25 protein-coding genes are annotated in these 23,857 nt (G+C 64.0%); 8 read left to right on the top strand and 17 right to left on the bottom strand.

The annotated features are described in order from the left end of the window. Window positions 1-87: 87 nt before the first annotated feature. On the top strand, window positions 88-1,173 hold the full coding sequence (queA, locus tag RAD15_RS36375; protein ID WP_458183542.1) for a tRNA preQ1(34) S-adenosylmethionine ribosyltransferase-isomerase QueA: 1,086 nt from the start codon (window positions 88-90) through the stop codon (window positions 1,171-1,173). Window positions 1,174-1,339: 166 nt separating this feature from the next. Continuing rightward, complete coding sequence (locus tag RAD15_RS36370) at window positions 1,340-2,470, top strand: acyltransferase family protein (protein ID WP_458183541.1); 1,131 nt, start codon at window positions 1,340-1,342, stop codon at window positions 2,468-2,470. Window positions 2,471-2,518: 48 nt separating this feature from the next. On the opposite strand, the gene RAD15_RS36365 is transcribed toward RAD15_RS36370, so the two are convergent. The 4 genes from RAD15_RS36365 to RAD15_RS36350 all read right to left on the bottom strand — a co-directional run bounded on the left by RAD15_RS36365 (window position 2,519) and on the right by RAD15_RS36350 (window position 6,693). After that, window positions 2,519-3,556 (bottom strand): aspartate-semialdehyde dehydrogenase, encoded by a 1,038-nt coding sequence (locus RAD15_RS36365; protein WP_458183540.1) that lies wholly within the window; start codon window positions 3,554-3,556, stop codon window positions 2,519-2,521. A gap of 243 nt (window positions 3,557-3,799) precedes the next feature. Continuing rightward, window positions 3,800-4,405, bottom strand: coding sequence for a PepSY domain-containing protein (locus RAD15_RS36360; RefSeq protein WP_458183539.1), 606 nt, complete (start codon window positions 4,403-4,405; stop codon window positions 3,800-3,802). 251 nt (window positions 4,406-4,656) lie between these two features. Next, on the bottom strand, window positions 4,657-5,403 hold the full coding sequence (locus RAD15_RS36355) for a TetR/AcrR family transcriptional regulator (RefSeq protein ID WP_458183537.1): 747 nt from the start codon (window positions 5,401-5,403) through the stop codon (window positions 4,657-4,659). Between the two features lie 135 nt (window positions 5,404-5,538). Then, a complete protein-coding gene (locus tag RAD15_RS36350) occupies window positions 5,539-6,693 on the bottom strand; it encodes a patatin-like phospholipase family protein (protein ID WP_458183536.1) in 1,155 nt (384 codons plus the stop codon). A gap of 233 nt (window positions 6,694-6,926) precedes the next feature. On the opposite strand from RAD15_RS36350, the gene tgt reads away from it, so the two are divergent. Continuing rightward, entirely contained in the window at window positions 6,927-8,075 is a 1,149-nt protein-coding gene (gene tgt, locus RAD15_RS36345) for a tRNA guanosine(34) transglycosylase Tgt (RefSeq protein WP_458183535.1), read from the top strand. A gap of 1 nt (window position 8,076) precedes the next feature. Here the strand turns inward: tgt and RAD15_RS36340 are convergent, their stop codons facing one another. Then, window positions 8,077-8,292 carry a hypothetical protein gene (locus RAD15_RS36340; RefSeq protein ID WP_458183534.1) on the bottom strand — a complete coding sequence of 72 codons (216 nt, stop codon included), beginning with the start codon at window positions 8,290-8,292 and terminating at the stop codon, window positions 8,077-8,079. Between the two features lie 223 nt (window positions 8,293-8,515). Here RAD15_RS36340 and cysK point away from each other — a divergent pair, with 223 nt between their 5' ends. Both cysK and RAD15_RS36330 read left to right on the top strand, forming a co-directional pair. After that, window positions 8,516-9,493 carry a cysteine synthase A gene (cysK, locus tag RAD15_RS36335; RefSeq protein ID WP_458183533.1) on the top strand — a complete coding sequence of 326 codons (978 nt, stop codon included), beginning with the start codon at window positions 8,516-8,518 and terminating at the stop codon, window positions 9,491-9,493. A gap of 3 nt (window positions 9,494-9,496) precedes the next feature. Continuing rightward, window positions 9,497-9,736 carry a BrnA antitoxin family protein gene (locus RAD15_RS36330; RefSeq protein WP_458183532.1) on the top strand — a complete coding sequence of 80 codons (240 nt, stop codon included), beginning with the start codon at window positions 9,497-9,499 and terminating at the stop codon, window positions 9,734-9,736. 43 nt (window positions 9,737-9,779) lie between these two features. Here the strand turns inward: RAD15_RS36330 and RAD15_RS36325 are convergent, their stop codons facing one another. From RAD15_RS36325 to solA, 5 genes are all read right to left on the bottom strand, one after another. Beyond that, entirely contained in the window at window positions 9,780-10,532 is a 753-nt protein-coding gene (locus tag RAD15_RS36325) for an amino acid ABC transporter ATP-binding protein (RefSeq protein ID WP_458183531.1), read from the bottom strand. A gap of 11 nt (window positions 10,533-10,543) precedes the next feature. Continuing rightward, window positions 10,544-11,386, bottom strand: coding sequence for an amino acid ABC transporter permease (locus RAD15_RS36320; RefSeq protein ID WP_458183530.1), 843 nt, complete (start codon window positions 11,384-11,386; stop codon window positions 10,544-10,546). Further along, complete coding sequence (locus RAD15_RS36315) at window positions 11,383-12,126, bottom strand: amino acid ABC transporter permease (RefSeq protein ID WP_458183529.1); 744 nt, start codon at window positions 12,124-12,126, stop codon at window positions 11,383-11,385. Before RAD15_RS36315 ends, RAD15_RS36320 begins: the two co-directional genes overlap by 4 nt. A gap of 98 nt (window positions 12,127-12,224) precedes the next feature. Next, the gene (locus tag RAD15_RS36310; RefSeq protein ID WP_458183528.1) at window positions 12,225-13,037 is read right to left on the bottom strand and encodes a transporter substrate-binding domain-containing protein; all 813 of its coding nucleotides are present in this window, start codon (window positions 13,035-13,037) and stop codon (window positions 12,225-12,227) included. 70 nt (window positions 13,038-13,107) lie between these two features. Then, a complete protein-coding gene (gene solA / locus RAD15_RS36305) occupies window positions 13,108-14,277 on the bottom strand; it encodes an N-methyl-L-tryptophan oxidase (RefSeq protein WP_458183527.1) in 1,170 nt (389 codons plus the stop codon). A gap of 125 nt (window positions 14,278-14,402) precedes the next feature. Here solA and RAD15_RS36300 point away from each other — a divergent pair, with 125 nt between their 5' ends. Beyond that, the gene (locus RAD15_RS36300) at window positions 14,403-15,362 is read left to right on the top strand and encodes a LysR family transcriptional regulator (RefSeq protein ID WP_458183526.1); all 960 of its coding nucleotides are present in this window, start codon (window positions 14,403-14,405) and stop codon (window positions 15,360-15,362) included. Between the two features lie 52 nt (window positions 15,363-15,414). Here the strand turns inward: RAD15_RS36300 and RAD15_RS36295 are convergent, their stop codons facing one another. Beyond that, a complete protein-coding gene (locus tag RAD15_RS36295; protein ID WP_458183524.1) occupies window positions 15,415-16,845 on the bottom strand; it encodes a caspase family protein in 1,431 nt (476 codons plus the stop codon). 204 nt (window positions 16,846-17,049) lie between these two features. Then, window positions 17,050-17,925 (bottom strand): DMT family transporter, encoded by an 876-nt coding sequence (locus tag RAD15_RS36290; protein ID WP_458183523.1) that lies wholly within the window; start codon window positions 17,923-17,925, stop codon window positions 17,050-17,052. A gap of 150 nt (window positions 17,926-18,075) precedes the next feature. Here RAD15_RS36290 and RAD15_RS36285 point away from each other — a divergent pair, with 150 nt between their 5' ends. After that, the gene (locus RAD15_RS36285) at window positions 18,076-18,474 is read left to right on the top strand and encodes a RidA family protein (protein ID WP_458183522.1); all 399 of its coding nucleotides are present in this window, start codon (window positions 18,076-18,078) and stop codon (window positions 18,472-18,474) included. A gap of 58 nt (window positions 18,475-18,532) precedes the next feature. Here the strand turns inward: RAD15_RS36285 and RAD15_RS36280 are convergent, their stop codons facing one another. The 3 genes from RAD15_RS36280 to RAD15_RS36270 form a co-directional block, all read right to left on the bottom strand. Then, window positions 18,533-19,078: a hypothetical protein gene (locus RAD15_RS36280; RefSeq protein ID WP_458183521.1), complete on the bottom strand. Its 546-nt coding sequence runs from the start codon at window positions 19,076-19,078 to the stop codon at window positions 18,533-18,535. Then, complete coding sequence (locus RAD15_RS36275; RefSeq protein WP_458183520.1) at window positions 19,023-19,373, bottom strand: hypothetical protein; 351 nt, start codon at window positions 19,371-19,373, stop codon at window positions 19,023-19,025. The genes RAD15_RS36280 and RAD15_RS36275 overlap by 56 nt, the downstream gene beginning before the upstream one ends. 172 nt (window positions 19,374-19,545) lie before the next feature. Then, window positions 19,546-20,133: a formyltransferase family protein gene (locus RAD15_RS36270; RefSeq protein ID WP_458183519.1), complete on the bottom strand. Its 588-nt coding sequence runs from the start codon at window positions 20,131-20,133 to the stop codon at window positions 19,546-19,548. A gap of 494 nt (window positions 20,134-20,627) precedes the next feature. On the opposite strand from RAD15_RS36270, the gene RAD15_RS36265 reads away from it, so the two are divergent. Beyond that, on the top strand, window positions 20,628-20,861 hold the full coding sequence (locus RAD15_RS36265) for a hypothetical protein (RefSeq protein WP_458183517.1): 234 nt from the start codon (window positions 20,628-20,630) through the stop codon (window positions 20,859-20,861). A gap of 5 nt (window positions 20,862-20,866) precedes the next feature. Here the strand turns inward: RAD15_RS36265 and RAD15_RS36260 are convergent, their stop codons facing one another. Both RAD15_RS36260 and RAD15_RS36255 read right to left on the bottom strand, forming a co-directional pair. Continuing rightward, window positions 20,867-21,169 carry a hypothetical protein gene (locus RAD15_RS36260; RefSeq protein ID WP_011087444.1) on the bottom strand — a complete coding sequence of 101 codons (303 nt, stop codon included), beginning with the start codon at window positions 21,167-21,169 and terminating at the stop codon, window positions 20,867-20,869. A gap of 91 nt (window positions 21,170-21,260) precedes the next feature. Further along, a complete protein-coding gene (locus RAD15_RS36255) occupies window positions 21,261-23,306 on the bottom strand; it encodes an acetoacetate--CoA ligase (RefSeq protein WP_458183516.1) in 2,046 nt (681 codons plus the stop codon). Window positions 23,307-23,857: the final 551 nt, after the last annotated feature.

The following is a 23,857-nucleotide window of genomic DNA, read 5'->3' as shown; positions in this document are numbered from 1 at the left end:
GCGAACCCGGAATCTCGCGCCACAATCTCGGGATTCCGGATCGCCGCGCTGGAGGCGCGGCGTCCGGAATGACGGTGCTAGTGAGACATGCGCACCGATCTCTTCGATTTCGATCTGCCCGCCGAGCGCATCGCGTTGCGCCCGGCGAGCCCGCGCGACTCCGCGAAGATGCTGGTCGTCGAGGACGGCGCGCTGCGCGACGAGACCATCGCCGACCTGCCGCAATGGCTGAAAGCGGGCGACCAGCTCGTCGTCAACGACACCAAGGTGATCGCGGCGCAATTGAAGGGCCGCCGCATCGGCCGCGAGACCGAGCCGAAGATCGAGGCGACGCTGATCAAGCGGCTCGACGGCTCGCGCTGGCAGGCGCTGGTGAAGCCGGCGAAGAAGCTCACCGCCGGCGACCACATCCGCTTCGGCAACGAGGGCAAGGTCTGTCTGCTCGGCCATCTCGACGCCGAGGTCGAGGCCAAGGGCAGCGAAGGCGAGGTGACGCTGTCGTTCTCGTTCCACGGTCCGGCGCTCGACCAGGCCATCGCGGATCTCGGCAGCCCGCCGCTGCCGCCCTACATCGCCTCGAAGCGCACGCCCGACGACCAGGACCTCGCCGACTACCAGACCATGTTTGCCGCGAACGAGGGCGCGGTGGCGGCGCCGACCGCCGGCCTGCATTTCACGCCGGCGCTGGAGCAGGCGTTGCGCGCGCGCGGCGTCGGCATCAACCGGGTCACGCTGCATGTCGGGGCAGGGACGTTTCTGCCGGTGAAGGTGGACGACACCGACGGCCACAAGATGCATGCGGAGTGGGGCACGATCCCGGCCGAGACCGCGGAGCGGCTCAACATCGCGCGGAAGAACGGCGGCCGCATCGTCGCCGTCGGCACCACGTCATTGCGGCTGCTCGAAAGCGCAGCCGGCGAAGACGGTACCATTCAGCCGTTCGCGGCCGAGACCTCGATCTTCATCACCCCCGGCTATCGCTTCCGCGCGGTCGACGTGTTGCTGACGAATTTCCATTTGCCGAAGTCGACCTTATTCATGCTGGTCTCGGCATTCTCCGGGCTGGAGACGATGCAGCGGGCCTATGCCCACGCCATCGCGCAGGGCTATCGGTTCTATTCCTACGGTGATGCCTGCCTGCTGTTTCGCGCACGCGATTCCCAGCTGCCGTAGCCTGGGGCCAGGCGAAGCGCGTTCACTGGTTGTGCGTCTTTGCTGTTTCGCAAGCAATTGGACCTAGCGTCGTGCCGAGCGATGGAGACGCCTGCCTGATGCGGGCGTTTTGCTGGCGGGAAGGGCCCACCAACCCGCGCCAGCGAATGGTTGAGGAATGGTAAACTTGCCGACACCGGCAGCGTACACCGCAACGGCCCCGTTCACGGAGCGAACATTCGTCGCGCTCGACGGATTGCGCGGGGTCGCGGCGATCATGGTTGCCCTGCGCCATGCCCCTTTCCTCTGGGAAAGCGCGCCCGGGCCGACCGGATGGATGAGAAACAGCTACCTGGCTGTCGACCTGTTCTTCGTTCTCTCGGGCTTCGTGCTGGAGCACGCCTATCGAAAACGCTTCCGCCAGGGGATGTCGGTTTGGTCCTTCATGCTCGCGAGGCTCCAGCGGCTATACCCGCTGTACGCTCTGGCATTCATCCTCTCGCTGCCATTTCTGCTCGGGCAGCTTGCAGATGGCGTGCCGGATCCGGTGCAGAGGATCCTCGGCCTGCTCTGTAGCGCGCTGATGCTGCCGACCCCGAGTCCTGCTTATCCCGATGCCGATCTGTACCCGTTCAACTTCGCCGCCTGGTCGCTGTTCTTCGAGCTTGCGGCAAACCTGCTGTTTGTGGCCTTCGGACCGCGGCTCGGCACAAAATCCCTGATCTGGCTCGTCGGCAGCTTCGCCCTCGCGCTTGTGGTCTGCGCGACGATGGGATGGCTTGGGTTCGGCATCGAAGTCGCCAAGCGAGGTGTCCTGGGCGGCGGACCAACCTGGGAGACGTTCGGCGCCGGTGTGATCCGGGTCGGGTTCTCGTTCTTCGCGGGCGTGCTGCTCTACCGATTTCACGAAACGGCAAGGTTGCGCCCGGCAAGACCCGGATTCGCGCTTGGCTCGTTTGCTCTCGTCACGGCCATTCTTGCGCTGAGTTTTCCCGGAGGTCTCGATCTCGCGCTGAGCCTGATCTCCGTCATGGTCGTGTTTCCGCTCGCGATCATGATCTGCGCGCGTTTCGCTCCTCCGAGCGGCGCTTTGGCAAACACGATGCACACCCTCGGACTGCTGTCCTACGGAATCTATGTTCTGCAGGTCGTGACGTTCCATGCCGTGGAGGTGTGCGCGGGAAACCTTGGGATTCAATCTGCCCTTGTCGGGCTCGTCGCGATCCCCATTGTCGCAGCGGCGGCCTACGCGGCCACCGTTTTCGTCGATGTTCCCGTCAGGCTGACGATGAAACAGGCGTTGAAGGGATTAGCGTAGGAGCAAGGGACAGGCGACGCGCTTGACGCCGCCTGTCCGATGGTCAGCTCACGCCATCACGCGCTGCGGCAAGAGCTCCGCGATCTGCACTGCATTCAGCGCCGCGCCCTTGAGCAGCTGGTCCGCCGCCACGAACATCGAGATCGAATGGCCTGAGGGGTCGCTGAGATCCTTGCGGATGCGGCCGACCAGGACGTCGTCCTGGCCCGAGGCGTCGATCGGCATCGGGAAGTAGTTCTTGGCGCGATCGTCGACCACCTTCACGCCGGGCGCCTGCGCCATGATGGCGCGGACCTGGTCCTCGGTGATCTCCTTCTCGCATTCGAAGGTGATGGCCTCGCAATGGGCGCGCAGCACCGGCACGCGCACGCAAGTGACGCCGATCGCGATGTTCTCGTCCTCGAAGATCTTGCGGGTTTCCTTGATGACCTTGGTCTCTTCGTCGTTGTAGCCGGTCTCAGGATCGACGGCGGTGTTGTGGTTGAACAGGTTGAACGCGTAGGGGTGCGGCATCACCTTGGGCGTATAGACCTGCCCGTTGAGATTGGCGCGGGTGGATTCGACGAGCTCCTCCATCGCGGCCGCGCCTGCGCCGGAGGCCGCCTGGTAGGTCGAGATGATCACGCGCTTGATGCGGTTCTTCTGGTGGATCGGCCACAGCGGCACCAGCGCGGTGATCGCGGCGCAGTTCGGGTTGGCGATGATGCCCTTATGGTCGCGGATGCGGCCGGCATTGATCTCGGGGATCACCAGCGGCACGTTCGGATCCATGCGGAAGGCGGAGGAGTTGTCGACCACGACGGCGCCTGACTTGACCGCAATCGGCGCGAACTTCTTCGAGATGCTGCCGCCGGCGGAGAACAGGGCGATATCGACGCCTTCGAACGAGCGCTCGGTCAATTCCTCGATGACGACATCCTTGCCGCGGAACGACACCGTCTTGCCGGCGGAGCGGGCGCTGGCCAGCGCCTTGAGCTTGCTGACGCGAAAGCCGCGCTTGTCCATGGTGGCGATGAATTCGGCGCCCACCGCACCGGTGACGCCGACAATCGCGACGACGGGATCGTTACTCACTTTGTCCTCCATTGCATTTCGGTTGAGCTGAGATTTAGGCAACAAAAAAAGCCCCGGACCATCGAGGGCGGGGCTTCGGTAGAGCTGATGCGTTCTAGTCGACGACTACGCGCGCACGCCTCCCCGGGCCCCTGAGGCCGTGGTGGTTTTGGTCGTGCGTTTGGTGGTCGTGAACATGGCGGCGACTTATGCGGGAGAGTCTTGCGCCCGTCAATGGCTTTTCGGCCCGGTCGATGCCGGGGCCGAACCTGCGGCTTACTTGGCCCGCGCGCCCGGCGGCTCCAGGATGACTTCCTTGAGGTCGTCGCCGCTGATCACGACGATCGCGAAATTGAGCCGGCCGCCTTCGCGCACCAGGCCGCCGCTGATCGCCTTGCCCGAGGCTGCGCGCTCGGCAACACGCACCGCATCGGCGAGGCGGTGCCTGATCGCACCGAGCGCTGCGAGGTTGCTGCGATCGTCGAGGTCGAGCTCGGCGAGGGGGAGGGCGGCTTCCCCGCCGATGAGCTCGCCGGTCGTCGCATTGATGGTGTGGCGCCAGATGCGGTCGTTGTGCAGGGTCTTCACCCGGTACACCGGCACCCCGGAGGCCCCGTCGAAGCTCACATCCGCGGTCGTGGCGCCGGCGTGCCGGGCCTCTGCGATCGCCATCGCCTGACTGATCGAGACCGAGGAGCTGCGGAAGCGCTCGATCTCGCGGCTGACGGCCTGGCGGTCGGCATCCGTGTCACCATCTGTGTCGCTGTGAAGGGCGGTCGGCGTGCTGCCGGTGGTCACGATCGCCCGCGCCGGCGCGGCGAGGAGCAGCGCGGGCAAGGCGATTGCCAGCAGTCGCGAGGTCCATCGTTTGGTTGTCGTCATGCTCGAAACCCTCGGCCACCGAGTGTGCCGGATGATCGTAAAGAATTCGCGGCCGGCCTTGGGCAAAGGCCGGCCGCGGAACGTCGTGGGCGGGCTGGTCCCGGCACGGCGATCTTCGCGCTACGGGCCACTTTTGGGGCTGGTTAAAAAGCGGTCCGTATCGCTTATAACTAAACCATACCGTATCGTTTTATTTCGGTCAACGGCGCGGACAGGTTCCCGTGGGAAAAGCGCGCGATCTCACGGAATTGTCAGCGGCCGGGGCGTCGCCGCGGCGTGCCTTTGGCGGCTCTTTGGACGCGGTCGGCAGGTCCCAGTGCACCGGCGAGGAACAGCTTGATGGCTGTGCGCATGCGCTTTTCCGCGACCTTCAATTCGAGCGCTGTTCCGAACGTTGCCATGCGGTGGGTGTGACCGGCGACGACGTCGAGGAATACTTCCGCCGCGATGGTGGTGTCTTCGATGTCGAGCGCGCCTTGCGCCACCAGATGGTCGAAGAAGCGCGCCGTGGTGTCGACGGCCTTGAGCCAGCCTTCTTCCATGCCGAGCTTGGCGACGTCGGGGAAGTTGATGGCCTGTGACGTCATCATGCGGCTGAAGGCGACGGCGTCGGGTCCGCAGGTGAATGTCAGCATCTCGCGCCCGATCTCGATCAGCCGCTGTTCGACCGAGATGTCCGCAGGGCTGCCGAGCTGGGTCTCTGCCGCCGCCGACAGCGGCGCCAGCCAGCGCGCGATCTCCCGCCTCAGCACGGCGGCGAACAGCCCACGTTTGTCGCCATAGCGAGCGTAGACGGTGGGCTTGCTGACCCGGGCCGCCTCCGCAACCGCATCGAGCGAGGTCGCGTCGAAACCGCGATCCAGGAACAGGCGGGTAGCGACCTCGATCAGCCGTTGATCGCGCTCGATGGCGGCGGTTTTCGTCGGCCTGCCGCCGCGCGATTTCGGCACCTCGCGCCGCGGCGCTGCCGATCTTGTCTTGGTCGCAGTCAATCCCATGCCCAATGATTCCTGCGCGGTCGTTACATCAGTCATTGCTCTATAACGCGCAGCAGCCGGGGCGTCATCGCGAATCTGGCCGAATTGGCCGTATCGTCAACGGTCTCGATATGACCTCGTTCCCTCACGAGGGGCTCACGGAAGCGTGGAGGTCCAGGCCTGGCCGGCGGCCGCCTTCTCGTATCCGTACTGATACAGTGCCCGCATATAGCTGGTGTCGAACCCTTCCGAGGGCGGGGCGGGATAATCGCGGGCGATGTAGGAGAGATGGAAGCCGAGGCGGTTGCGCTTGGCGAAATCATAGGTCGAGAAGATGATCGAGCGCGTCTGCGACTGGGTGATCGCCGACAGGCTGCGTGAGGCGACGTCGATGGTACTGTTGGAGACGAGCTCGAAATTGCGTTCGATCTTCTTGTTGACGAGGATGTAGATGTTCATCTTCGCGTTGCCCGGTAAGCGGTCCTGCGTGAGCAGGGCTTCCGGCAGCGTCAGCACCGGCGCGGTCACGCCGCCGTCGACATGCATCTCCTGAAATTTGCGGCCCTGGCCCTCGGCGTCGATCATGATCGGCGGAAATACCAGGGGAATGCTGGCGGAGGCCGCCATCACGTCGCGAAACAGTTTCAGGGCCTCTGGCGTCGCCACCGCCGCGATCTTGCCCATGTCCCAGATCGCGGTGCGCTGGGTGTCGAGATCGGTCGTCACCACCAGGAGCTTCCGGCCCTTGGCGTTCTCGCGTGCGACTTGCGCCATGATCTCGGGCCCGACATAGCGGGCGACGAGTTCGCGCAGCCTTGTGTTGCCGAACAGGCCGGATCCGAACAGCACGCGCATGATGCTGGGATCGTTCAGGAGGCTCTCCGCGATGCCGCTGGTGTAGACCTCCTTCAGCGTGTCGTCGTACTGGGAGCCGAGAAACGCAAAGGGGGCGATCAGGCCGCCGGTGCTCACGCCCGAGACCACCGAGAAGGTGGGGCGGGTTCTGGCAGCGGTCCAGCCGTTGAGCACGCCGACGCCATAGGCGCCGTCCCCACCGCCGCCGGAGAGCGCCAGATAGGACTTCGTCGCGTTGCTGTTGTCCTTCTCGAAGCTGAATTTCGTGACGGGTTCGTCGGCGTAGCGCCTGAGGCCGTCGATATCCAGCACGCGCGACGTGCTGGCCTCGGCGGCCGTATAGGGCGTGCGGGGCAGGGAGGTGCAGGCGCCGAGCGCCAGGTTGCACGCCAGGACCAGGAAGCCGATGAAGCGGGCGCCTGCCGGCCTCGTCCAGCGACGCGAAGGGCCGGACATTTCAGTCGAACATGAAGGGAGGGGCATCGTCGGTGGCTGGCGATCACGCATATACTGCCGCCGGCAAATTCGCCGCGGCATCTCGTCCAGCCCCCACGGTAAAACTACACGGTATCGTTTTATTTTGCAAGCCTCGGCGGAACATCAGGTCCGCGTCAAATGTGTCTCAGTCTGACGCATTGCGGGGCCTGAGCGGGTTGATCGGTCCCCTCCGACACGCAATAAGCACCGCCATGAATCGTCCTGACACCGGTCTTCCCAATCATTTCGAACTGCTCGCCACCGACGGTACCGCGCGCACCGGGCGCCTGACCACGCCGCACGGCGCGGTGCGCACACCGGCCTTCATGCCGGTCGGAACCGCCGGCGCCATGAAGGGCATGCACTGGCGGGAGGTGCGCGAGGCTGGCGCCGACATCGTGCTTGGCAACACCTACCACCTGATGCTGCGCCCCGGTGCCGAGCGGATCGCCGGGCTCGGCGGCTTGCAGCGCTTCACCGGCTGGAACGGTCCGATGCTCACGGATTCCGGCGGCTTCCAGGTGATGTCGCTGGCTGACCTACGGAAGGTCAGCGAGCATGCCGTGACCTTCCGTTCGCATATCGACGGCGCCAAGGTCGAGCTGTCGCCGGAACGCTCGATCGAGGTGCAGCGTTTCCTCGGCTCCGACATCGCCATGCAGATGGACGAATGTGTGCGGCTGCCGGCCGAACGCGCCGACATCGAGCGCGCCATGCAATTGTCGCTGCGCTGGGCCGAGCGCAGCAAGCGAGCCTTCGAGAGCGCGCCTGACGGCTACATGCTGTTCGGCATCGTGCAGGGCGGCGACATCCCGCAGCTTCGCCACGAGAGCGCGCAAGGCCTCGTCGAGATCGGCTTCCATGGCTATGCGATCGGCGGCCTTGCGGTCGGCGAGCCACAGGCCGTGATGCTGGCGATGATCGACGAGACGGCGCCGCTGCTGCCGTCCGACCGGCCGCGTTATCTGATGGGCGTCGGGACGCCCGACGACATTCTCGAAGCGGTGAAGCGCGGCATCGACATGTTCGATTGCGTGATGCCGACGCGCAATGGCCGTCATGGCGTCGCGTTTACGCGTTTCGGCCAGGTGAATTTGCGTAACGCGCGCCACGCCGACGATCCACGCCCGCTCGACGAAGAGAGCAACTGGCCGTCGGCGCGCAGCTACGCGCGCGCCTATCTGCACCATCTCGTCAAGGCGGGCGAGACGCTGGGAGCGATGCTGCTGTCAGAGGTCAATATCGCTTACTACCAGTTCCTGATGCAGGGCATCAGGGACGCGATCGCACACGGAACGTTCGAAGAGTTCTATCGGCGTACGCGTGAGGACTGGGCGAGGGGCGACATCGCCCCGCGCTAGATCAGTTGCAAGTGAAGCGCTGCTTCACGGCGTGCTTGGTGACGAAGCCATAGCCGCAATTGTCGCAGGTCCAGAGATAGCTGATGACGTGGTCCGAGACGTAGGCAGATGCTTCGGCGGCGACCATGGAGTCGGCGCAGACGGGACAGGTGGGCAACTCGCTGCAACGCGGATCGCGGTTCGCGACGGTCGACAACACTTCAGCAACTGCTGACATCGTGGTGACCTCCCTGCTTTAAGACGTAGGTCTAACATAAGCAGAAGCAGTTGACGAGGTCGCAACACAAATGCGTTGATTTTCTGCTATTTGCAGCTCACGCGATTTTGCGATGCAGCGTATTTAACATGTGCCGCATTCACGCTTGCGTGTCGCCGCAAGCTGTCTCTAACTGCGCAACAGCCGCGACCAAGGCGCAAATTGTTGCCACAGGGAGTTCATCATGGACACATCGTCCACCACGGGTGCAGCGCACCAACCCGGCCGCGGCCGGATCTACTCTTCGATCGTCGAGGCTTTTGGCGACACGCCGATCGTGCGCTTGCGCCGGCTGCCGGGCATGCAGGGCGTGAACGCGACCATTTTGGCAAAACTTGAATATTTCAATCCGGCCGCCAGCGTGAAGGATCGCATCGGCGCGGCCATGATCATCGCCATGGAGAAGGCCGGCATCGTCAAGCCGGATACCGTGCTGATCGAGCCGACCTCCGGCAATACCGGCATCGCGCTCGCCTTCGTTGCCGCATCGCGCGGCTATCGGCTCAAGCTGGTGATGCCGGAATCGATGTCGATCGAGCGGCGCAAGATGCTGGCCTTTCTCGGCGCAGAGCTGGTGCTGACGCCGGCAGCCCAGGGCATGAAGGGCGCGATTGCGACCGCCGAAGAGCTTCTGAAGACGACGCCAAACTCCGTCATGCCGCAGCAGTTCAAGAACCTCGCCAATCCCGAGGTGCACCGCCGCACCACCGCGGAGGAGATCTGGAACGACACGGGCGGTAACATCGACTTCTTCGTCGCCGGTGTCGGCACCGGGGGCACCATCACCGGTGTCGGTCAGGTGCTCAAGCCGCGCAAGCCTTCGTTGCGCGTGGTCGCGGTCGAGCCGGAGGAGAGCCCGGTGCTGTCGGGTGGACAGCACACGCCGCACAAGATCCAGGGCATCGGTGCCGGATTCGTTCCTGATATCCTCGACCGCGCGGTGATCGACGAGATCGTGAAGATCAACTCGACGACGGCGATCGAGACCTCGCGCGCGCTGGCGCGGCATGAGGGCATTCCGGGTGGCATCTCCTCGGGCGCGGCGATTGCGGCCGCGCTTCAGATCGCCAAGCGTCCGGAAGCTGCGGGAAAGACCATCCTGGCTATAGTGCCGTCCTTCTCCGAGCGGTATCTTTCGACGGCTCTGTTTGAGGGAATCTAGGACATGGCGGATCAACCGAGGCGGCCGCGCACGCTGGGCGATGCGCGGACCGAAGCCGAGGCGGCGTTCAAGAAGGTGACGGCCAAGGTCGCCGCGGCGCCACCGAAGCCGAACGTGGCGCCGGGCATCAAGGAGCAGGTCACGCTGCGCATCGACCAGGACGTGCTCGAGTTCTTCCAGGAGGGCGGCCCCGGCTGGCAGGACCGCATCAACGAGGCGCTGCGGAAGGCTGCGGGGAAGTAGCCGCCAGCTGCCTGGGTGCCGAAAAGCCGGCGCACCCGAGGGCTCAGAGGACCTGCGACAGGAACCGCTGTGTCCGCTCGTCCTTGGCCGCCGTAAACAACGTTTCCGGCGGTCCGTGCTCGACGATGACCCCGCGATCGGTGAAGTAGACGTGATCGGCGACCTCGCGGGCGAAGTTCATTTCGTGGGTGACGAGGAGACATGTCATCCCATCCTCGGCAAGCTCCCGGATGGTGACCAGGACCTCCTTGACCGTTTCCGGATCTAGGGCGGCGGTCACTTCGTCGAACAGCATGATGTCCGGTCGCATCGCCAGCGAACGGGCGATGGCCACGCGCTGCTGCTGTCCGCCGGAGAGCTCACCGGGATAGGTGTCCTCCTTCCCCGCGAGCCGTACTTTGGCGAGCAGAGCCCGGGCGCGCGCTTCGACCTCGGCGCGTTTCTGGCCGAGAACATGGATCGGCGCCATCATCACGTTCTGGAGCGCAGTCTTGTGCGGGAAAAGGTTGTACTGCTGGAATACCATCCCGACCTTGCGGCGAAGCGCCAGCTTGTCGAGCCTGGGATCGGTCACCTCGATGCCTTCGATTTGAATGCTCCCGGAGGTGATCGGCTGGAGCGCGTTGATGCAGCGGATCAGCGTGGACTTTCCCGATCCCGAGGGGCCGATGATGCAGATCACCTCGCCTTTTTTGACCGACAGGCTGATGCCTTTCAGGACCTCGAGCGCGCCGAACGACTTTCTGACGTCAACGCATTGAACGATGGGCTGATCCGGAGTCCAGCTCGTGGCCATGCTCTGCTTCCTCAGCGTACGCGGAACCGACGCTCGAGATGAGCGGTCCAGATGTTGATCGGATAACAGTAGAGAAAGAAACACAGCAGCGCGAAACCGTAGAGCGGTGCGAACAGTTCCGGTCTGCCGCCTTCGGCAGCATGCACTTGCGCTGTCAGCGTGAGCATTTCCGAAACACCGACGATCGATGCGAGGACTGTCGACATCGCGACGATCGCATAGATGTTCATCCAGGGCGGCAGCATGCGCTTGATGCATTGTGGCAGCATGATCAGCCACATCGTCTGGCGCCGCGTGAACGAGAGCGATTCCGCCGCCTCCCATTGCGTCGACGGAATGGAGCGGACGGCCCCGCGCACGACCTCGGCGACATTCGCCATGACGGGCAGGGCGAAGCCGACTGTCGCCTTGATCCAGTCCGGCAGGGGGATGGTCGTTTTGAACAGGGTGACTTGGAAGGGCACCAGAAACATGACGAAGAACAGCAGCACCAGCCAGGGGGCGTTGCGGAAGAATTGAGTGACGAGCCAGCTGACGGCTGCGAGCAGCCGGCGCTCCGACAACAAGGCGAGACCCAGGCCCAGCCCGGCGATGGTCCCCAGCAGCATGGCCAGCAGGGAGATCAGGATGTTGAAGGCGAACCCGCGCAGCAGCAGCGGCGACCATTTCACGATGACCTGGAGCGGAGACAGCAACGTCGATCCGGTCTGCGCCCATGCAGTAGATGCGGCCATGACGGCGCAGAAGCAGAGGATCGCAGCGGGCAGCGGGCCGATCCGAACGGACATCCGGTCCGGGGCGGGACGATACGGCAGAAGGACGGCAAGCCTGTGCCCGGATCCGGCGGTCTTCATCGCGCATAACCGGGGATGCGCATTGCCCGCTCCCAGCGATGCATCAGCCAGACGAGGACACCGACAAGGATGCCGTAGGTCGCCAGCAGCACGACCATCATTTCGAAAACGTTCTGCGATTCCGACCAGATCTGCTTGACCGCATAGAGCGTTTCGGGAACGGCGATCGCGTAGGCGAGGGTGGTCGTCTTGAGCAGGTTGACGAGGTTGTTGTTCAGTGCGGGAAGGCAGACGCGAATGGCCAGCGGAAGGACGATATGGATGTAGGCCTTGAGGCGCGTGTATCCGAGCGCCTCCGCGGCTTCCAGCGTCGTCCTCGGCACCGCCTCGATGCCGGAGCGGAAGATCTCCACGTTGAAGGCGCCCGCGAACAGTGACAGCGAAATGATGGCCCATTGGACGTTGCTGAGCAGCGGAACGCGCATGCCGGCCGCCTCGACGGCCGGAAGCATGGTGCCGAGGCCGAAATAGAAAAAGAAGAGCTGGACCAGCGGTGGCGTGTTGCGGAACACCACCACGAAGGCATTGACGGGCAACCGCAGCAATGTGGACGGACTGCCCTGCATCAAGGCGCCAGCGGCACCGATGATGAGGCTCAGCAGGATCGTCGTGACACTCAGAAGCAGCGTCATCTTGAGGCCGCCGAAATAGCGGCCCCAATCGTACGCATCGTAGAACACGGAGAAATTCAGCCCCGTCGTCTCGTAGAGCCGCTGAAACCAGTTGCCGATTGCCTGCATGTTGCGCGACACCGAAGTGTGGAGGCGATGCCTCGTATCAGTGCATTGGTTCGACCTATTCGGAGCGCAGGACCGTTCCGGCGCTCCGCCTCATGCGCTCATTTGTCCTTGAATTGCTCGTGCATGGAGAGCGAATATTCGGTCGGAGAAATGCCCCACTTCTTTTCCGCATTCACGATGAAGCCGGTCTTCATCCAGTCCTTTGTCGTATCTTCGAGCAGCTTCTGAAGGCTGGTGTTCTCGAGTGCGACGGCGATCATCCATGGCGATGGCAGAACGCCTTTCAGGGGCAGGTCATAGTCCGTCTTCCACTCGTCCTCGAGCAGTTTGCCTTGCAGGAAGGTCTGATCGTAGACATAGCCGATGCAGTTGCCCTGCTTCATGGCGAACAGAGGCTTCTCCGAACCATCAAACGCAACAATTTCGGGGCCGTAGGATTTGGCGACATCCTTGTTGTACCAGGCTCCCGACGTGGCGCAGACGGGTTTTCCCTTGAGGTCGGCCCAGTCCTTGATGCCGGCCTTCTTGTTGAGAAGGATGTTCACGTAGTCCGAATAATACAGCGGCTCGATGGCTTGAACGACTCGGCGGCGTTCCGGCCTGTCCGACATGGTCGCGATCAGCAGATCAACCTTTCCCTGCTGAAGAAACTCGATTCTGTTGGAGGCTGCGACCGGAACGAGCTCGAGCTTGACTCCGAGGCGCTTGGCGATGTCCGCGGCAAGATCCGGCTCGATGCCGACCACATTGCCCGTGGGATCGCGGAAGCCGAAGGGCTTGTAGTCTGCCTTGACGCCGACATTCAACGTGCCGCGCTGCTTGATGGCATCGACGCCATCGGCCGCCTGAGCGCTGCCGAGCATCAGCAGCAGCGTGGCACCTGTCATCATGGAACGGACCAAATTCTTCATCGGATGACACCTCCAGGATTGCAATCACGACACGCGTCGTTTTTTCGCGGTACAAAGTTCGTGCCAAATCTCACGCAAATCGAGACACGGAGAACGGGCTGAGGTCGATCGCGCTTCGACCGTCGGTCACCATTCCGGCCACGACGTTGCCGATCCCTGCCGAGTGCTTGAAGCCATGGCCCGAGCAGGCCGAGACGACGACGATCCTGTCCTGGTCGGGATGCCGGTCGATGATGAAGCCCCGATCGGGCGTCACCGTGTAGATGCAGGCGGCCGCCTGTGCGACGCGCGGCGTGGCGCCGGCGAGCCGCCCCTCGACGTGCTTGCGGTACATTTCAGCCGACTCCTTCGGATCGACGGTGCGGTCGACGGTATCGGCCGTCGTGCTGGTTTCGTACTGCTCGGTCGCGACCTTGAGGCGGCGATCGCCGGGCAGGGGTGGGAAGCCGTAGAGATAATCGACGTCCGTCGCGCCATGCATCCAGATGAACACAGGAGCGTTGGTGCGATACGCGCTCGTGTCGTCGAGCTCGTACCAATGCAGCACCTGACGCTTCACGGTGAGCACGCGGTCAAACGGCGCGCCGAGCAGGTGAGCATTCCAGCCGCCGGCCGACACGACAACCTGATCCGCCTCGAATGTGCCTGAAGAGGTTTCCACCCGAACGACGGAACCTGTCTGCGCGATCGAGAGAACTTCGACCCCCGTGCGTATCGTTGCTCCGAGCTGCTCCGCGCGCGTCAGTTGCGCCGTGATGCAGCGCTCTGGAAGAACGTATCCCCCGCCGGGCTCGTAATAGGCCTTCTCGTTGCCCTGGAGGTTCAAGAACTGCGGGAAGCGATAAGCCACTTCTCGCCCGTCGATCACTTCGTGCGCAATGCCGAAGTCACGGGCTGCCCCGATCGAGCGTGCGACGAAATCCGGCTTGCCGTGGTGCGACGTCTCGCCAACGCCGGGTGCCATGACGATGAGGCCACATGGGTTCAGGAGTTGGTCAGACGTCTCGGCTTCGAGCTCACGCCAGATCCGGTGCGAATCCAGGACCAGGGGCACGTAATCGAGGCCCTCACCGACGGCCTGCCGGGTGATGCGGGTTTCGCCGTGGCTGGATCCCATCATGTGGGGAGGCGCAAAGCGATCGAGGCCGACCGCCTTTACCCCTCGCTTTGCCAGTTGATAGAGCGCCGCGCTTCCCATGGCACCGAGGCCGATCACCAGAATGTCCGCTCGCTCGCTCATCGATCGAAACTGCTTAATTGTTGGGACTGCATGAATTCTGCTTTCAAATGCGGCTCACCTACAAGAATAATTCATATAATGAAGCAAATTTGCATGTTCACATGACTTCTGCTTAAGTCATGGAGATGCAGTCACCCGTCCCCGACCTGCGAAGCCTGCAGATTGTCGCCGCTGTCGCGGACTCCGGCAGCATGCTGGAGGCGTCCCGCCAATTCGGGATGACGCAGTCCGCCGTGTCTCAGGCGGTGCGGCGTGCCGAAGCCGCGGTCGGCGTCGCGTTCTTCAACCGGACCCGCAGGCCGCTCACGCCGACCCGGGCAGGACGCATCCTTGCAGACCGCGTCCTCGATCTGAACCGAGACCTCGACGTGCTTCTCGGCACACTCAGGGCGGCGGCCGAACAGTCCGAGCGTATTGATCTCAGGCTCGGCCTCGTCGATTCCTATGCCGGCACCGTCGGCGCGCACCTCGTCAAGGAGCTGATGTCGGGGTCGATCGCTCTAAGCCTGTCGGCATGGTCGGGTCTTGCTCATTCTCATGCGGAGGCCTTGGTGCGTCGCATGATCGATGCGGCGATCACATGCGACGCCATGGATGACCTCTATGACGTCGAGCGTTTCCCGTTCTACCGCGAGCCGTATCTGCTGGTGGTGCCGCGCGGACTGGAAGCCGAATTTGCCGATCTCGATTTGCGCGAGATCCTCGCCCGGCATCGTCTGGTCCGGCACAGCGAACGCTCCTACGTCGGTGCGCAAGTCGAGCGCCATCTGAGTCGTTTGGGTATTCGTCCGCCACGGGCCTTTGAGTTCGACACCTCGGACAGCTTGGTCGCGATGGTCGCTACCGGTATGGGCGTGGCGATCACCACGCCGCTGTGTCTGTTGCAGGGGCTCGCTCACGCTGCTCAAGTGAGCGCTCTCCCTCTGCCGGGCCCTGGATTTTTTCGTGATCTGCTTCTGGTGACCCGCCGCGGAGGTCTCTCGTCACTGGCGCCGCGCATCGCAGAGATGGCCCGGACCAGCATTACGATGCAGGCGATGCCGCGCATCCGGACGCTCGTGCCCTGGTTCACCCAGGATTATTAGCAACGGAGAAGCCCGGCGCGAGCCGGGCTTTGTCTTGAAGCGCCGTCCTGCCTCAGCGGCGGAACATGCCGCCCATCATGCCGCCGACAACGCCACCCACGAAAGCGGCGCCTGCGGCATCGCCGGGGCTGCTGCGTTGCGGAGCCGGTGCCGGCGCGCTGCCGCTTGCGGGGGCGCTGGAGGCACGCCGGGCCGCCTTCTGGCTGCTATCGCTTGCGGTCGGCGGTGCAGCCACGACCTCGGAGAGCAGGGCCTTGTGCTGGGGCTTGTTGAGGTAGCCTGACGAAGGATAGCCGCGTGCGGCCTGCCAGCGCTTGAGCACCGAGCGGGTCTCGTCGCTGAAGACGCCGGTCTGCTTGGCATCGAAGCCGAGCCCGGTGAGGCGACGCTGCACGTCGCGGCGCTGGTTCTTGTCGAGGCCAATCTGGTCCTCGGTGAGCTGGCTGGCCTCATCGGTAAAGGCTGCGGGATCGACGCCGGCGTTGAGCGTGCGGGTCGCGGTCGAGGGGCCGCTCTTGATCGCCGCGAGGCGTGCCAGCGCCAGCGCCTTGAACTGACCGTTCGGATAGGCGGAGAGGTAGGCGTTAAGCTCTTCCGGCTTGTTGCTCTCCTTGACCGAGCGCCAGTATTCGAGCTCGACACCGTCCGAGCTCCCGTTCGCCGCCGGCACGATGCCAGAAGCGGTCGGTGCCGCATTGGCGACCTGGCTCGTCGGAGCCTGATTGAGATAGACCGTGCCAGTCAGGTTGGTGTGGCCCCAGGGCAGCTGGCCTTTGCGGGTCTCTTCATTGACCTGGGCGCGGACCGACGTCATTGCCTGCTGGATCTCGACGCCGGGCTTGGTGATGTTGTCGATCAGCGCGCGGGTGAACGGGCTGTTGTTGCCTTCCTGGCCGTCGAGCGCAGTCTGGCCCGGGCCGGTGGCGAACGCGATCAGCGTGCCTTCGCCGGACTTCATCTCGGCGAGACCGCTCTGCACGTTGACGCTGCGGGTCGCCGAGTTCGACTTGATCTTGGCAGCGAACGGATTGTCGCGGCAGGCGTCGAGGAAGACGAGCTTGACCTTGGCATCGCCCATGGTCTGGTCGAGCGTCAGGTCGATGTTGATGGCGGCGCCCAGCTTGACGTCCATCTCCGACTTGATGTCGGCATCGACGGGCAGCAGGTAGTTGGTGCCGCCGACGGCGATGCCGTGGCCGGCATAATAGAACAGCGCGATATCGGAGCCCTGCGCCTTGCGGCCGAAGTCGAGCAGCTTCTCGGTCATCTGGTCGCGGCTGAGATTGGATCCTTCGATCACCTCGAAGCCGACATTGCGCAGCGTTGCAGCCATCGCCTTGGCGTCGATCGGCGGGTTCGGCAATTGCGCGACATTCTTGTATGTGCCGTTGCCGACGACGAAGGCAACACGGCGGTCGGCTTTCGCGGCACTGACCGACAACGCCACGCACATGAGCGACGCGAGGAGGGTGAGATAGCGCATCTGAAATCCCCAGAATCGAATTGCAGGCAGCAACAAATTGGCAACGAACCTACACGAAGTGCCCGACTTCGCGCCACCTAAACGGCGGTACGTCCCGTTCAACCCGCTGCTGTGTTGCCGAATGTGCACGATGGAGAGCCTCTCCAACGTGATCCAAATCACACGCTCGACCACTTTGTTTTGTCGCGTGAGGCAGCGGTTGGTTCACTGCGCGCGGGCGGGAACCGGCGGCGCAGGCTTCAAATTCAGGAGGTTGCCGCACAGGATCAGCGCCGCGCCGAGCACGGTCCAGGCGTCGAGCCGCTCCGAATACAGCAGCCAGCCGACGGTCGCGGTGAGGGGAACCCGCAGGAAGTCCATGGGAACCACGATGGTCGCGTCGGCGTAGCGGAGCGCGCTGGCGAGGCAGTAATGCGAGAATGTGCCGCAGATTCCGATGACGAAGAGCCAACCCCAGAGGACGGCTGACGGCCAGGTCCAGACATAGAATGTCGGCAGCAACCCCATGACGAACTGCACCACGATCATCCAGAACAGGATCGACAAGGCGCTGTCAGTCCGGGTCAGCGATTTCGCCAGGATCATGGAGATGCTGAAGCCGATCGCGGCTCCGAGCGCGATCAACTGGCCCGGATTGATCTCTCCTGTCGCGGGTCGCACGATCATGACGACACCGACTATGCCGAGCGCGACAGCGGCGATCTTCCAGACCGTCATGCGCTCGGACAGGAAGGTTGCAGCGAGCAGTGCGGTCCAGATCGGCATGGTGAATTCGATCGCGACGACCTGGCCTATCCCGATCAGCGTCAGTGCGTAGAACCAGCCGAGCTGTGCGAAATAATGCACCCCGTTGCGTGCGAGGTGCTGCGGCAGGCGCTTGGTCGCGATCGCCTTGAAGCCACCGGCGCGGGAGATGAACGGCAGGAGCAGCGTGAACCCGATCACCGATCGTACTTCCATGATCTGGAAGACGTTGAGGTCGCGCGTCGTCTCACGCCCGGCGACCGCCATGACCAGCATCAGCGCCAGCCAGCCGGCCATCCACAGTGCAGCCATCGTTTTGGACGGTGTCGCAGTCATTGGGCGGAAGCGCGGGAGATCGAATTTGAGGGGACGGCCGGTATCGGCGACATCGCCGCGGTTTGCAACGGCCAAATCTGCGGATGCAGCGATGCAGGGCGACGTGCTAAGGCATCAGCGAACAACGACAAGAAACGGGAGTCTTCGCTCATGAACATCTTGCAGCCGGCCGATTGGAAGAAGCCGCGTGGCTTTTCCCATGGTGTCGTCGTGGCAGGGCCGGGACGCTGGGTGGTGCTGGCCGGCCAGACCGGCGGCGACGAGGCCGGCAATTACGCGCCCGACATGGCGGCGCAGGTCGCGACCGCGCTGACGCGCATCATCAAGCTCCTGGGCGAGGCCGGCGCCGGCCCCGAACACATCGTTCGCCTGACCTGGTACCTGACGAGCCGCAGCGAATATGAGGCCGCGGGTGCAGGTATCGGCGCAGCCTGGAAGGACACGCTCGGACGCAATTTCCCGCCCTCGACGCTGCTCTATATCGGCGGGCTCGTGGACGACCGCGCCAAGGTCGAGATCGAGGTCACCGCGTTCGTGCCGGGCGCATAAAAAAATCGACCCGGCGCGGATGCCGGGTCGATTGTCGTGTCATCGTGCTGTCGTCTTGTTATTTCGACAGCGAGATATTGGCGCCGCGGAACTGGCTGTCGGCGCGCATCGTGACGTTCTGCTTGTTGCCGGACGTCTTCAGCGAGATGTTGGCGTTGAAGCCGGCGGTGGAAGCGACCAGTTCGTAGGTCCCTCCGCCACCGCGGCCCTGGAGCGAGCCGGAGATGTTGCGGCTGGCCTCGGACCAGCTGCCGGCGATGGCGCTGCCCTCGGCCTTGACGTTGGCGCCGAGGTTGAACTTGTAGGCGTCGCTGGCGCAGGTCAGCGACATCTCCATGGTCGGTCCGATCGGGGCGTATTTGGCCCGGCAGCGAATCCGCTCGGTCGAGCCGTCATCCAGGGTGACGGTGCCGCCGCCGCTCCAGCTGCCCGCCAGCGGGGCGAAGGGGCCGGACTGGGCGTTGCTTTCAGAGTTGGCGATCCCCGCTGCAAACAAAACGGCGGCCGCGATCAGCAGCCGCCGGTTCCGGGCGCGAGCTTCGATTGGCTTATTGGCGCGATGCTTCCCACCGCCCGCTGCACGGTATGCCTGCAGATGCTCCATTCCACTTCCCCGATCCGGCGTTGCCGTTGAGTTGACCGTTGGCATATGCACCATTGATCGAAACTTTCACAAGTCCCCCGCTGCCGATGGTGCCGGAAACGTTAGCGCCGGGCGCGGTGATCTTGCCGTCGGCAACCGTCAGCAGGGAGCTCGCAGTCGGCTCGCAGGTGCCGCTCTTGGTGACGATGGTGACCTGCCAGTTGCCGTCATAGGGGCTCTGGGCGAAGGCGGGAGCGGCGAAGGTGCCGATGAAAACTGAAGCGGCACAGAACGCCGCGATGCGATCAAAACGCATGAATTCCGTCCTTGAATTTGTCTGATATGCTGACGCTTATTCGGGCGAAATGTGACGGAAATTTGTTGCAATGCCAAATCGAAAATTGTTCCTGTGGAAACAATGGTTTATTTGCGTTTCCGCGCGCAATTTTCGAAGCAAAATCAAGGCCCCCTGACGTTAAGGGTAAACGTCAGGAGAGACTCGGTGCAGAAGTCGCGAACTGCTCGTCCTGGACCTTGAACGGCAGTGCCTTGTGGACATTGGCATAATCGATCACGTCGGCCAGCAGCTTGAGCCCAAGCGGGGCGAGCGCGCGCTCCCACAACTCGCGGGCAGTCTCGCCCTTCTTGACGAAGCACCAGTCCTGGGCGGCGATGGCGCCGGCGTCCATGCGATCGGCGAGATGGTAGATCGTGCCGCCAGCGATCGGATCGCCTTCCTTGATGGTCCATTCCACGGCGGCCTTGCCGCGGTGGCGCGGCAGCAGCGAGGGGTGATAGCCGATCCCGCCCAGCTTCGCTGCGGCGAGCGCGTCCTTGCCGATCCGGGCGTGGCTGTGCGCGGTGATGATCAGATCGGTGTCGGGGGCGATCTCGGAGGCCACCACCAGCTTCGGATTGGCCTGCACCGCCACCTCGATGCCGGCAGCCTTGGCGGCCGCGGCGAGGCGATCCTCGGCATCGGCCACGACGACCCGCACGACGGGCACGCCGTGCTCCCGGAGCATGTTCAGGGTGGTCACACCGAAATGGCGGGAGCCGACGAGGGTAATGCGCATGGGTGTCCGATCCGTCTCGCAACTGCGTCATCCCCCGATAACACGTCCGGACGCCCCCGCGGGGCGTTTGCGCCGGTTATCAACAATGCGCCGGGCGCAGGGCGCACGATGAATTCGGCGATTTGCGCGGGCCGACCGCTCAGGTGCTCCACGCGCGCTGCCCTGCCGCCACGATCGGATGGCCAAGTGGTGGAAATGTCGGTTCCTGTGTTTCGTTTCGAACAGAAGACAGACCCGGTTTGGCGTTAGAACATGCATCAACCGGGGCTGGCGACATTTCATCCCGCATCCGTTTTCGAACCCGGGTTTGGCCGCTGGCGTGATCGCCAGCGGCTTTTTCATGCCGCACGTCATGAAATCATCCGACGGTAATACGTTCTCAACCAGCCTGGCGTATCGACGAATCTGTCGCGGATTTGTATTGCGTACCGCGACACCGAAATGTCCCGCCGGCGTGGGTGCGCCGCGCGGGCCCTTTCGTCGGGACCGATGCCATGCCGAGCGCGATTGAGCAGATCGTCGACAGCTATGTCCGACTGAAGAACCGGCGTGGCCTCGACCAGCTGATGATGCACAGGCAGCGGCTCGCGGTCGATCTGAAGAGCAGGTCCGGCTATGATTTCAGCCTGCCGATCGGCCAGATCGACGAGGAGATCGCGGTCATCGAAGCGGGGCTGAGCCGGCTGAAGGCGGATGCCGTTGATTTCGGTGCGATGCGACTGCGCTGACGCGATCAGTCCCGCCGGCCGCCGTCGATGACCGTGAAGAGCGGCCGTGCCGGGGTCGGCTCGACCAGGAGCTCTTCCACCAGAGCGGTTGCCGCATCGACATATTTGCGGGTCGGCTTGTCGAGCTCGCGTTTCGCCTCGTCGTCGAGCGCGACCTTTGCGGCCTCGACCAGCTTGCGCATGCGCGCCGCATGGTCGTCGCCCGCGGTCAGCGTCGCCCGCGCCAGCGAGCGCAGCACGAACAGCTCGCCCTCGAGGCGGAGCAGACGGTCGTTGAGCCTGGTGAGGACGGCGTTGAGGTCGGCCATGACTGGTGTTCGGTACGAAGGATCCGTCCTGATCTAGCGGCGATCGGTGAACGGAGTGCAAATGCCATTGGCGCAATTGGGGCAATCTCCCTCATGCCGCGGTTCGCGCCAGATAGTCCCGCGCGAAGGCGAGATACCAGTCGAGGCAGGCGGGATTGGCCATCGCCTCCCTGTTGATGACCTTCTCGACCGGCTGGCCGAGCAGCAGCTTCTTGATCGGCAGCTCCTGCTTCTTGCCGGACAGCGTGCGCGGAATCTCGGCCACGGCGAAAATCTCGTTGGGCAGGAAACGTCGGGACAGACCGGCTTCGATCGCCCTGTTGATCCTGGCCTGCATCGCGCCGTCGAGCGCGATGCCCTCGCGCAGCACCACGAACAGCGGCATGTAGCTGTCGCGGCCGAGATATTCGAGGTCGACGACGAGGGAATCGAGCACCTCCGGCAGGGCCTCGATCGCGGAATAGAGCTCGCTCGTGCCCATGCGCAGGCCGTGCCGGTTGATGGTGGCATCGCTGCGGCCGTAGATGATGCAGGAGCCGTCCGGATTGACCTTGAGCCAGTCGCCATGCCGCCACACCGGCCCGCGGCCGCTGCCGTCGAAATTGTCCGGATAGGTCTCGAAATAGCTGGCGCGATAGCGCGCGCCGTCCTTGTCGTTCCAGAAATAGAGCGGCATCGAGGGCATCGGCTCGGTGCAGACCAGTTCGCCCACCTCGTCGATCACGGCATGGCCCTGTTCACTGAAGGCTTCCACGGCAGCTCCCAGCGAACGGCATTGCATCGCGCCCGGCGTCTGCGGCAATTCGCGATTGCCCCCGATGAAGGCGCCGGCGAAATCGGTGCCGCCCGAGATGTTCGCCCACCAGATGTCGGCCTGCGCCTTGCTGCCGTTGACTTTCGACAGCGCGGCGAAGCGGTCGTTGAACCAGTTTTGCGTATCGGCGCTGAGCGGCGAGCCGGTCGAGCCGAGGCAGCGCAGTCGCGACAGATCGCCGGCGGCGGTCAAATCAATCTCGGCCTTGGCGCAATTGGCGAAGAACGCCGCGCCGGCGCCGAAGAAGGTCGCTTTCGCCTGCGCCACGAAGCGCCACAGCGTGGTCCAGTCCGGCTTGTCCCTGGTGCCGCCGGGGCTGCCGTCGAAGATGCAGCAGGTGGTGCCGCTGAGCAGGCCGCCGACCTGCGAATTCCACATGATCCAGCCGGTCGAAGAGTACCAGTGATAGCGCTCGCCGAACGAGTTCTCGTGATAGGAGCAGCCGAGATCGTTGTGCAGACCGAGCAGCGCCAGCACCACGATGACGATGCCGCCATGGCCGTGCACGATCGGCTTCGGCAGGCCGGTGGTGCCGCTGGAATAGACGATCCAGAGCGGATGATCGAACGGCAGCCATATTGGCTCGAACGCATCGATCGCCACGCCCGTCCTTGCGGTGATGTCGGAGAGCAGGGCGTCCGGTGCGGGCGCGGCGGCCGCGCTGTGGAGGATGACGTGTTCGACTGTCGGCAGGGATCGCCGCAGCTCCGTGACGACGTCCTTGCGGTCGTGCCGACGGCCGGCATAGGTCACGGCGTCGCAGGCGATCAGCACCTTTGGCTCGATCTGCTTGAAGCGGTCGATCACGGCGGGCGCGGCCATGTCGGGCGCGCACACGCTCCAGACCGCGCCGATGCTGGCGCTCGCCAGGAATGCGATGATGGTCTCGGGGATGTTGGGCAGATAGGCCGCGACCCGGTCGCCGGGCTTGATACCCAAACCCTTCAGATGCAGCGCCAGCGCGGCCGCCTTGCGCCGCAGCTCCGGCCAGCTCGTTTCCGTGAGCCTGCCATCCTCGCCAGCGCTGACGATCGCGGGCAGGCCGGCGGCATGGGCGGCGTCAACGTGGCGGAATACCTGGCGGGCATAGTTGACCTGCGCGCCGGGAAACCAGACCGCGCCCGGCATCTTGCGCTCGGCGAGGACGGCCGCAAACGGCGTCGGCGATTGCAGATCGTAATAGTCCCAGATGCTGCGCCAGAAACCGTCGAGATCGCGCACCGACCATTGCCGCATCTCCTCGTAGCTTGCGAAGGAGAGGCCGCGCTGCCCGGCGAGCCAGTTGCGGTAGAGAGCGATCTGGGGAACGAAGGGAGCGGTCATTGCGTGTCGGATTCGATTGTGGGGAAGGGGAGTGTAACTGGTGTCGCGGTGTAGCAGAAGCCGCGCTTCGATCACCGAATGGCAGGCATGACATCGCAATCTCGCGGCGCAACTTCGCCCGAGTCTTGCGTCGTCCTCTACGTCCTCCTGCCCTTATCGTAACAAGGGCGCAGGGAAGGCTGGGCGCCGGCTGGCACCCGCAGGTCCGTGCGCCGAAAAAGATGCACACGGGGTGGACCACAGGTCAGGCAATCGCCTGGCCTTCCCTGCGCGATGGTTTTACGGCTTACTTCGTGCTCTCCCCGGGGAGCGATGCACTATTGCCCCCGTCGCCCCGTGGATGGCTGATGGTCGCGCCCGGTCGGGCAACGCACATCACCACAGGACTTGACGCACAGACCCCGGGCGTCAGGACCACACGACTTCGCCGTCCGCGCACGTCCTCGCTGGGACTTCGAGAGCTGGCATGTGCTCACGCCCGAAGCCATGCGAAGACGCTGTCGGCGCCGTGTCGTTCGCGCGAGAGGCGTTGCTCACGGTTTCCCGCCCTG

The sequence above is a fragment of the Bradyrhizobium sp. 14AA genome (genome assembly GCF_054185205.1).
The sequence above is the reverse complement of the archived record's forward strand: the minus strand, read 5'-3'. Positions and strand labels throughout refer to the sequence as shown.